Source organism: Sinorhizobium chiapasense (genome assembly GCF_045277575.1).
Classification (GTDB): domain Bacteria; phylum Pseudomonadota; class Alphaproteobacteria; order Rhizobiales; family Rhizobiaceae; genus Ensifer; species Ensifer chiapasense_A.
The window spans coordinates 3,620,125-3,630,000 of record NZ_CP144205.1; the positions used below are offsets into that span (position 1 = coordinate 3,620,125).

Sequence of the window (9,876 nt, forward strand, 5' to 3'; positions counted from 1 at the left end):
CCGCGATCGGCTTCAGGCGCAAGATCAACACATGTCGGGGCGTTCATTGCATCCGTTGGGAGCGGTGGCGCTCCTCTCGTCTATTTCAAGGAGTTGGCAGATGGACCGCATTGAGAAGTTTGGGTTGAAGATAGATGCGGGTCTCCATCGCTTTCTGGTGGAAGAGGCGATGCCGGGCACCGGCATCGATGCCGAGCACTTCTTCGAGCAGCTCTCCGCCCTCGTGCACGACCTGGCGCCGACGAACCGGACGCTGCTCGCCAAGCGCGACGATCTCCAGGCCAAGCTCGATGCCTGGTACAAGCAGAACGGCGCACCCAGCGACATCGAAACCTATCAGGCCTTCCTTCGGGATATCGGTTACCTGCTGCCGGAAGGCGGCGATTTCAGCGTTTCGACCGCCAATGTCGATCCGGAGATCGCGACGATCGCCGGCCCGCAGCTCGTCGTTCCCGTCATGAACGCGCGTTATGCGCTCAATGCCGCCAATGCGCGCTGGGGCTCGCTCTACGATGCGCTTTACGGCACGGACGCGATTTCGGACGCCGATGGCGCGGAAAAGGGCCGGGGCTACAACCCCAAGCGCGGCGCCAAGGTCATCGCCTGGGCGCGCGATTTCCTCGATGCCAGCGCACCGCTGGCGAAGGGAAGTTGGGCCGACGTCACCTCGCTCAAGGTTGCGGGCGGCGCGCTGACGATCGGACTCAAGGACGGCTCGAACACGGTGCTGCGCAATGCGGCCCAGTTCGCGGGCCATTCCGGTCCGCAAGGCGCGCCGTCGGAGATCGTTCTCCGGCACAACAATCTGCATGCGATCGTCGTTCTCGATACCTCCACGCCGATCGGCAAGGAGGATCCGGCTGGCATCTCCGATGTCATTCTCGAATCCGCGATCACCACGATCATGGACTGCGAAGACTCGATCGCCGCCGTTGACGCCGTGGACAAGGTCGTCGTGTACAGCAACTGGCTCGGCCTCATGAAGGGCGACCTCGAGGAGGAAGTTGCCAAGGGTGGCAAGACTTTCATCCGCCGCCTCAATGCCGACCGCGCCTACCAGGCAGCAAGTGGCGGTACGCTGTCGCTCCCCGGCCGCTCGTTGATGCTGGTCCGGAACGTCGGCCACCTCATGACGAATCCGGCTATTCTTGATCGCGACGGCAAGGAAGTGCCCGAGGGTATCATGGATGCCATGGTCACGGCCCTGATCGCCCTGCACGATATCGGTCAGAGCGGCCGACGCATGAATTCCCGCGAAGGGTCGATGTATGTCGTCAAGCCGAAGATGCATGGGCCGGAAGAAGTCGCCTTCGCCTGCGAGATCTTCGCGCGCGTCGAAAAGGCGCTCGGCATGCCCGCCAACACCATGAAGATGGGCATCATGGACGAGGAGCGCCGCACGACGGTCAACCTCAAGGAGTGCATCCGCGCCGCCCGCGAGCGCGTCGTCTTCATCAACACCGGCTTCCTCGACCGCACCGGCGACGAGATCCACACTTCGATGGAAGCCGGCCCGATGATCCGCAAGGGCGACATGAAGCAGGCCGCCTGGATTGGCGCTTACGAAAACTGGAATGTCGATATCGGCCTCGAATGTGGTCTCTCCGGCCATGCCCAGATCGGCAAGGGCATGTGGGCCATGCCTGACCTAATGGCGGCGATGCTCGAGCAGAAAATCGCCCATCCGAAGGCCGGCGCCAACACCGCCTGGGTTCCGTCGCCGACCGCCGCGACGCTGCATGCGACCCACTACCACCGCGTCAACGTTGCCGAAGTTCAGGCAGGCCTGAAGAGCCGGAGCCGCGCCAAGCTCTCGGACATCCTGTCGGTGCCGGTCGCGGTTCGCCCGAACTGGACGCCGGAGGAAATCCAGCGCGAGCTCGACAACAACGCTCAAGGCATCCTCGGTTACGTCGTGCGCTGGGTCGACCAGGGAGTCGGCTGCTCGAAGGTTCCCGACATCAACAATGTCGGTCTGATGGAAGACCGCGCGACCTTGCGTATTTCCGCCCAGCACATGGCCAACTGGCTGCATCACGGCGTCGTCTCCGAGGCCCAGGTCGTCGATACGATGAAGCGCATGGCCGCCATCGTCGATGGTCAGAACGCTGACGACCCGCAATATGTGGCGATGGCCGGCAACTTCGACGGCTCGATCGCCTTCCAGGCGGCGCTCGACCTCGTTCTCAAGGGGCGCGAGCAGCCGAACGGCTACACCGAACCAGTCCTGCATCGCCGCCGGCTGGAACTGAAGGCGCGCAACGCCGCCTGATTCGCCGCTGACGTCTAAATATCGGACGAGGGTCGTGTGTTCGTTCGAACGCACGGCTCTGTTATTTCAAGCGTGGTCCCGGCTTAGATACGCCCGCCCAGTCGTCTCCGCCGGGCGGGTCTAAAATTCGGCCCAGCCGTCTGTGGCGAGCGCGGCGTTGCCCTGTGTTGCATAGGCAGCTGGCCGCCGCGTTGCCCGAGCAATGGGCCGAGCTTGATCGCGGATTGCGGCTGGAGCGGCTACCGGGGCAGGGGGCCTCGATCCGGTCTTTGCCTGCGTCTCGTCGGTGAGGATGAAGCGTCCGATCAGGTTACGCAGATTGGTGCCCTCCTGCGCCAGGGTTGCGGAGGCGGCATTGGCTTCCTCGACCATCGCTGCGTTCCGCTGCGTCACCTGATCCATCTGGTTGACGGCAGTGTTGACCTCGCTCAAGCCCACAGATTGTTCCCGGGCGGACGTGGCGATCGCGGCCATATGGTCGTTGATGGTGATCACATGCGCTTCGATCGTCTGCAGCGCCTCACCGGTGTCGCGCACCAGACGCACGCCGTTTTCAACCTCCTGGCTCGATGTGCGGATGAGATCCTTGATTTCCTTTGCCGCCTTGGCCGAGCGCTGCGCGAGTTCGCGCACTTCCTGGGCAACAACGGCAAAGCCCTTGCCCGCTTCGCCGGCCCGCGCCGCTTCGACGCCGGCGTTCAGCGCCAGAAGATTCGTCTGGAAGGCGATCTCGTCGATCACGCCGATGATGCTGGAGATCTGGCTCGACGATTCTTCGATCCGCCGCATCGCCTCGACGGCATTGGCGACAACGACGGCGGACTGGGCCGCACTGGCCTTCGCTTCACCGGCGACATCGCGCGCCTCCTCCGTCCGTCTGGAGGAGTTGCTGACATTGGCGGTGATCTCGACGAGTGCCGCGGCCGTCTCTTCAAGCGACGCGGCCTGCTGTTCGGTCCGTTTGGATAGATCGTCGGCACTCTGGCTGATCTCGCGCGTACCCATGCCGATGTTGCCGGCGCTGTCGGCAACGGCCAGCAACGCGTCGTTCAACTGTTCGGCTGCCTTGTTGAGGTCATGCCGCAACTGCTCGAACTCGGCGGCGAAGGGCTCGTGCAGCCGGACGGCGAGATCGCCATTGGCAAGCCGCTGCAGCCCGCCGGCGAGACCGGCGGTCGCTTGCGTCAGCCGCTGCTGCGCGTCCTGTTCCGCCTGTCTTTGTACGCGAATGCGCTCTGCCTCGCTGGTGCGGCGAGTCTCTTCCGCCTCCGCCTGCAGCCGCAGATTCGATCGCGCGGCCTCGCGGAAGGACTGGATGGCGCGGGCCATGTCGGCGACTTCGTCCTTGCCGTTCACCGGCTCGTCGGTATCTTCGACATGGCCGTCGATCAGCCGGCGCATGGCGGCGATCTGGTGGCCGAGTGGTCCGACGACGCCGCGCAGCACGACAAGGAAGGTGCCGGCGGCGAGCCCCATGACGAGAACGATGATGACAATGTTGAGCGTCTGCACCGTCTCGAACTCACGATGCTTGGCTTCAAAGGCCGTGCCGGAAAGTTCGACCTGCAGGTCCGAGATCTCGGAGATCGTCGCCGTCAGCGGATCGATCGTCGCGTAGAGCTTGTCGCGCACGAACGTATCGAGTGCCTTCTGGTCCTTGCTGGACAGAATTTGAGTGAGCGCCGTGATCGAATCCATTGCAACGGTCATCTGGCTCCGTGCAGTGTCGACGAGTCTCCGTTCCTCGTCGGTCATCGAAGTCGCCGCATAAGCATCCCAGTTGGACTTGATCGTTTCCCGTGCGGCATTGACCGAGGCAAGCCCGCTCTCCATCGATTCGTTGCCGTTGCGAACCTTATGGGCGGCGTCGACGATCGAGACTGCAAAGGCGTCGGAAGTCGCCTTGAGGTTCTTTAGCGGCACGATGCGATCGGCATAGACCGCATCCATCATGTCGCTGGTTTTCGACAGTGTGCTCTGGCTGTAAGTGGCGATGCCGATGGCAATGGATGATAGAAGCGCAATCGCGCCGATAAGCTTGGTCTTGATCAGCATGCCAGTCCCTCCCGAGCGGAATTCTTGGGCACACTGTTTCGTTTGTTTAGATAACGCTTACTTAATAAGCGGCTGAATTTAAGTCGAAATTGAACTTTTTCGCGTCTCGTCGGCCGGTTTTCGCGACCCTGATTTGAGGGCGTTTTCGAACGGCAACTGTGCGTGGCTGGCAAGCTCCGTTGCAGTATCGTGACGCCGGCAAATGGTGGTTGCGTGCCGACGCAAAAAAGCCGCCGACGGGTGTCGGCGGCTCGAATGCGCTGGTATGATTCGGTTACTGCTGGACGACGACCCGGGCGTTCTTGCCGGGGCGAACGCGCGAATAAAGATCGATGATGTCCTGGTTGATCAGACGGATGCAGCCCGACGATGCGGCGGTGCCGATCGAGGACCATTCCGGCGTGCCGTGCAGACGGAACAGCGTATCCTTGCCTTCGTCGTTGAAGAGGTAGAGCGCGCGGGCGCCGAGCGGGTTCTTGAGACCCGGACCCATGCCTTCCTCGACATATTTGGCGACTTCCGGCTTGCGCTCGGCCATTTCCTTCGGCGGATGCCACATCGGCCATTCCTGCTTCCAGGCGATGTAGGCTTCGCCTTCCCATGCAAAGCCGGCCTTGCCGACGCCGATGCCGTAGCGCACGGCCTTGCCGCCGGGCAGCACGTAGTACAGGAAGCGATTCGGCGTGTTGACGACGATCGTTCCGGGGCGCTCGCTGGTCGTGTAGTCGACGATCTGGCGATGGTAACGGCTGTCGACCTTGTTGATCGGAATGGCCGGCAGCGCATAGCCGTGATCCTCGACTGCGCCATATTCGCCGTTAAAGATCTGATTCGTAGCGATCTTTTCCGCTACGGGAGCAGGTTCGTTGGCAGCAGTCTCGGGCTTGGACGATGTCGTCGAGCAGCCGGCAACGGCCAGTGTCGCCGCGAGGCTGCACAAGAGGAAGGCATTGCGGAAGCGCATGGGGGTCTCTTAAAAAGAAGCGAAGTAAAACTGGGTCGCCGCGACCAACAGTGAGACCGGTTATTTTCGATTAGTTTGTGCTATGCAAGAGATTGCGCGGCCACAATTTGGCTAGAAAGTGCAAATTCCATGACGCTTGCTTTTTTGCAACAAAATGGCCGGCTCAAAGGGAGCCCGGACAGATGACAATCCTCTCCATCCATGGCGACAACCCCCTGATTGACGGTCGTCAGTCGAATCGCGCGATGATGGTGCGCCGCGGTGTGCAGCGGCTTTTTGCCGAACTGCGCCATTCGGTGCTGCCCGAGTTGACGCTCGCGAGTGGAAGGCGCGCCGATTTGATCTCGCTGTCGGCCAAGGGCGAGATCTGGATCGTCGAGATCAAGACCTCGATCGAGGATTTTCGAGTCGACCGCAAATGGCCGGAATACCGGCAGCATTGCGACCGGCTGTTCTTCGCGACCCATGCCGGCGTGCCGCTGGACATCTTCCCGGAGGATTGTGGCCTGCTGCTTTCCGACGGTTACGACGGACACATCGTTCACGAGGCGCCCGAGCACAAGCTGCCGCCGGCCACGCGCAAATCCGTCTTGCAGCTCTTTGCCCGCACGGCGGCGCAGCGGCTGATGCTGGCCGAATGGGCGGCCGAGCGCAACGGCGAGCTCGGCGATTCGATCGGCGACATTCTCTCCGGCGGCCGCGACTGATCCCGGAGCAATTAAGGAAACTGTGAAGCGGTTCTCTGCCGCGAACCGGATGAGCGATTCGCTTACTTCGGCGCGCGCTTGGCGAGAATGCGCTGCAGCGTGCGGCGATGCATGTTAAGCCGGCGTGCCGTCTCCGACACGTTGCGCTCGCACATCTCGTAGACGCGCTGAATGTGCTCCCAACGCACCCGGTCGGCCGACATCGGGTTCTCCGGCGGCTCGACGCGCTCGCCCTGGCGCTGAACGAGTGCCGCGAAGATGTCGTCGGCATCGGCCGGCTTGGCGAGATAGTCGACAGCGCCGAGCTTCACGGCGTTTACCGCGGTGGCAATGTTGCCGTAGCCGGTCAGCATGATCATGCGCGTGTCGTCGCGCCGCCCGCGGATCGCTTCGATCACGTCGAGGCCGCTGCCATCGCCGAGCCTCAGGTCGATGACGGCGTATTTCGGCGGGTTGCCCTTGGCCTTGGCGATGCCTTCCGCGACCGATTCGGCAATGTCGACCGAAAAGCCGCGGGCTTCCATGGCGCGCGCCAGGCGCCTGAGGAAGGGCGCGTCGTCGTCGACGAGCAGCAGGGTGCGATCCGGTCCGATCAGTTCGGCGTCCTGTGCGGGTGTGCTGGGCGAAGCTGTCGATTTGTCAGTCATTCTGGCAATCCTTGAGCGAAAACCTGCGCTTTCGCCGAGATTATAGGTTTCTTCTACAGCGCCGCGCGTCTTAGGAGACGCGCAAAGGTCGCTGTAGCACTTTGAATTACTGCATAATTTTGCCCCTAAATCGATTCCGATCCAAAAAATTATGCGGTAGCCTCGTTCAATAAACTGCGAAATGTCATTTCGCCAGTTTCGTATCCATCAGGGCGCGCGGCCATTCGACGCTGACCCGGGCGCCCGGCCTGTCCGGTCCGCCGTTTTCGAAGCGCAGGCGCGCGCCCGAACGTTCGAGCAGCGTCTTCGCGATGAAGAGGCCGAGCCCGAGGCCGCCGGCGCTGTCGTCCTTCTGCCGCCGCGTCACATAGGGTTCGCCGATGCGCTGCAGAATATCCGGGGCGAAGCCGTCGCCATCGTCCTCGATCGTCACTTTCACGCGGTCAGTCGTGTGCACCACGGTCACCGTCACTTCCTTCTTGGCATAATCGACCGCATTTTCGAGCAGGTTGCCGAGCCCGTAGAGAATGCCGGCATTGCGGTTGCCGACCGGCTCGGTGGTGCGGTCGCCTTTCTCGATGAGGTTGATGTGGATGCCGAACTCGCGATGCGGCGCCATCACCTCTTCGATCAGCGAGGACAGAGGCAGCAGCCGCATGTGTTCCTCGCTCTCGGAGGAGAGCGTCGTCAGCCTTTTGAGAATATCCCGGCAGCGCTCGCTCTGGCTGCGCAACAGATGCACGTCCTCGCCGAAACGCGGGTCGTTGCCGAGTTCGCGCTCCATTTCCTTGGCGACGACGCTGATCGTCGCAAGCGGCGTGCCGAGCTCATGTGCCGCCGCCGCCGCAAGCCCGTCGAGCTGCGACAGGTGCTTTTCCCGCTGCAGCACCAGTTCGGTTGCCGTCAGGGCCTCCGAAAGTTCGCTCGCTTCGAGCGAGACACGGTAGGTATAGAAGGCGGCAAAGGCGGTCATCGAGACGATCGCGAACCAGATGCCGGCGGTCAAAACCCGCGGCATCAGGAGAACCGTGCCGGGATACCAGGGCAGTGGGAAGGGCGAGAAGGCAAGTGCGGTGATCGCGATCACCGCGAGGCCGGCAAGGATGATGCTGTGCGATTTCGGCTGTGATGCCGAGGAGATGATGACGGGAACGCAGAGAAGCGGCGCGAAAGGATTGGTCAGGCCGCCGGTGATGAACAGCAGCCCGGTGATCTGCGCGAGATCGAGGCCGAGCAGCGCGAAGGCGGCCGGGGGCTGCAGTCGATGCGTCGGCGGATAGCGCAGCGTCACATAGGCATTGACCAGTGCGAGGCTCGCAATCAGCACGAGGCAGGAAATCAGCGGCAGCGGAAACTGCAGCCAGAAAGCCGTGATGAGGACGGCGATCGACTGGCCGCCGACGGCAAGCCAGCGCAGGCGAACGAGCGTCTGCAGGCGCAGGCTTCGGTTGCTGGTCTGGTCGTTGTTGTGTTCGAGCGAAATTGTGGTCATTCGTTCCTGCATTCCGGTCGTCGATTGTGCTGTTTCATGTACCACGCGGCTTTGCTCGTGTCGTCGGCGTCGCATTGGCCGGATCTTCGGGCCATGGATGTTTCGGATAGCGTCCGCGCATGTCCGCGCGCACGTCGCGCCAGGAGCCCTTCCAGAAGCCGGGCAGGTCGCGCGTCGTCTGGATCGGGCGATGCCCGGGCGAAATCAGTTCGAGCAGCAGCGGCAGGCGGCCGTCGCCGATCGCCGGGTGGATCTTGAGGCCGAAGAGCTCCTGCACGCGAATCGACAGAAGCGGCTCGTCGCCATCATAGTGGATCGGGTGCCTTTGCCCGGTCGGCGCCTCGAAATGCGTCGGTGCAAGCCTGGCGAGTTCCCGCTGCCGCTCGTGCGGAATGAGGGAGAGCAGGCCGTCCGACAGGTTGGAAGCCTTGATGTCGGCGATGGCGGTGACGCCATGCTGGAAGGGAACGAACCAATCGTCGAGGCGGTCGAGCAAGGCCTGATCGGAGACATCCGGCCAGGGGTCGCCGATCGAGCGGTTGAGGAAGCCGATGCGGTCGCGCATCTGCATCGCCTCCTTTGAGAAGGGCAGAACCGCGAGGCCGAGCTGGCGCACGCCATCGGCAAGCGCGCGCGCGGCGGCTTCGCCGGTCGGCCTGGCGAGTGGCGCCTCCTCGAAGATGATCGCGCCGAGCCGCGTCACGCGGCGTGCGCGCACCTGCCGGCTCTGCCGATCGAAGAAGCTCTGGTCTTCGCGGGTGATCGCCTCGGGCATATGGGCCTCGACCTCGGCACGCGTCAGTTCGGCGGCCGCCAGCACCCGCTGGCCACCGGCACGGCCGGTCAAGTCGGCAATGACAAGCATCGGCGCGGCCGCCAGCCGTTCCGTCTCCGGGATTTCCGCACCGCGTCCGTTCGCCATCACGAATCGGCCGCGGCCGCCGCGCTGAAGCGCAATGCGATCGGGGAAGGCGTGCATCAACAGGGCGCCCGGCTGGATCGGTTCGCTCGATCTCGGTGCGCCCTTCAGCTCGGCCGCCATGCGGCGCGCGAGGTTGCGCGAGGCTTCGGCGCGGTCGCCGCGCTCCTGGCGGAACCGGCGCAGCCGATCCTCGAGATCGATGCCGTTGCCGCCGAGGCCCTGTTCGGTGAGCATCACCGCGAGCAGGCACGCGGCCTCGGCCTGGCCCTCTTCGGCCGCGGCGACCGCCATCGCCGCCAGGCGTGGTGGCAGTGCCAGATCGCGGATCTTGCGACCTTTCGCTGTCAGTGCGCCGGCCTCGTCCAGTGCGCCGAGTGCGGTCAGCAGTTTCCGTGCTTCCGCAAGTGTCGTTTCCGGTGGTGCGTCTATGAAGGCGAGCGTGGTCGGATCGCTGACGCCCCAATGGGCGCAGTCGAGCAGCAGGCCCGAGAGGTCGCTGGCGAGAATCTGCGGCGGCGTGAAGGCAGCAAGTGCCGCCGTCTGGCCGCTGTGCCAGAGGCGGATCGCGATGCCGGGCTCGGTTCGTCCGGCACGGCCGGCGCGTTGATCGGCAGAGGCGCGTGAAACCCGCACGGTCTCCAGCCGGGTAATGCCGGTCGCCGCCTCGAACACCGGCAGGCGCTGCAGGCCGCTGTCGACAACGATGCGCACGCCGTCGATGGTGATCGAGGTTTCGGCGATTGAGGTGGCGAGCACGATCTTGCGGGTGCCCTTGGGCGCCGGACGGATCGCCGCATCCTGCTCTTTCTGGGTCAGG

At 63.6% G+C, this 9,876-nt stretch carries 7 protein-coding genes (1 of these 7 only partly in view); 2 read left to right on the top strand and 5 right to left on the bottom strand.

Going from position 1 to position 9,876, the window contains the following annotated elements; all coding sequences use genetic code 11:
• The first annotated feature begins 100 nt into the window (after positions 1 to 100).
• On the top strand, positions 101 to 2,272 hold the full coding sequence (locus QM996_RS17360) for a malate synthase G (protein ID WP_500268494.1): 2,172 nt from the start codon (positions 101 to 103) through the stop codon (positions 2,270 to 2,272).
• Between the two features lie 120 nt (positions 2,273 to 2,392).
• Here QM996_RS17360 and QM996_RS17365 read toward each other — a convergent pair whose 3' ends face one another.
• Together QM996_RS17365 and QM996_RS17370 are read right to left on the bottom strand one after the other, a co-directional pair.
• A complete protein-coding gene (locus tag QM996_RS17365; RefSeq protein WP_500268495.1) occupies positions 2,393 to 4,327 on the bottom strand; it encodes a HAMP domain-containing methyl-accepting chemotaxis protein in 1,935 nt (644 codons plus the stop codon).
• Positions 4,328 to 4,601: 274 nt separating this feature from the next.
• Positions 4,602 to 5,291 (bottom strand): L,D-transpeptidase, encoded by a 690-nt coding sequence (locus QM996_RS17370; RefSeq protein WP_472952347.1) that lies wholly within the window; start codon positions 5,289 to 5,291, stop codon positions 4,602 to 4,604.
• A gap of 182 nt (positions 5,292 to 5,473) precedes the next feature.
• On the opposite strand from QM996_RS17370, the gene QM996_RS17375 reads away from it, so the two are divergent.
• The gene (locus QM996_RS17375; RefSeq protein WP_500268496.1) at positions 5,474 to 5,998 is read left to right on the top strand and encodes an MmcB family DNA repair protein; all 525 of its coding nucleotides are present in this window, start codon (positions 5,474 to 5,476) and stop codon (positions 5,996 to 5,998) included.
• 62 nt (positions 5,999 to 6,060) lie between these two features.
• On the opposite strand, the gene QM996_RS17380 is transcribed toward QM996_RS17375, so the two are convergent.
• The 3 genes from QM996_RS17380 to hrpB all read right to left on the bottom strand — a co-directional run.
• Positions 6,061 to 6,645 (bottom strand): ActR/PrrA/RegA family redox response regulator transcription factor, encoded by a 585-nt coding sequence (locus QM996_RS17380; RefSeq protein ID WP_057252080.1) that lies wholly within the window; start codon positions 6,643 to 6,645, stop codon positions 6,061 to 6,063.
• A gap of 184 nt (positions 6,646 to 6,829) precedes the next feature.
• Positions 6,830 to 8,137, bottom strand: a complete 1,308-nt coding sequence (locus QM996_RS17385; protein WP_500268497.1) for an ActS/PrrB/RegB family redox-sensitive histidine kinase — start codon at positions 8,135 to 8,137, stop codon at positions 6,830 to 6,832.
• A 34-nt stretch (positions 8,138 to 8,171) separates the two neighbouring features.
• On the bottom strand, positions 8,172 to 9,876 hold the 3' portion of the coding sequence (gene hrpB, locus QM996_RS17390) for an ATP-dependent RNA helicase (RefSeq protein WP_500268498.1). Its footprint extends 755 nt past the window's final position; 1,705 of the gene's 2,460 nt are visible here — the last part of the coding sequence; its start codon lies off the right edge, out of view; the stop codon is at positions 8,172 to 8,174.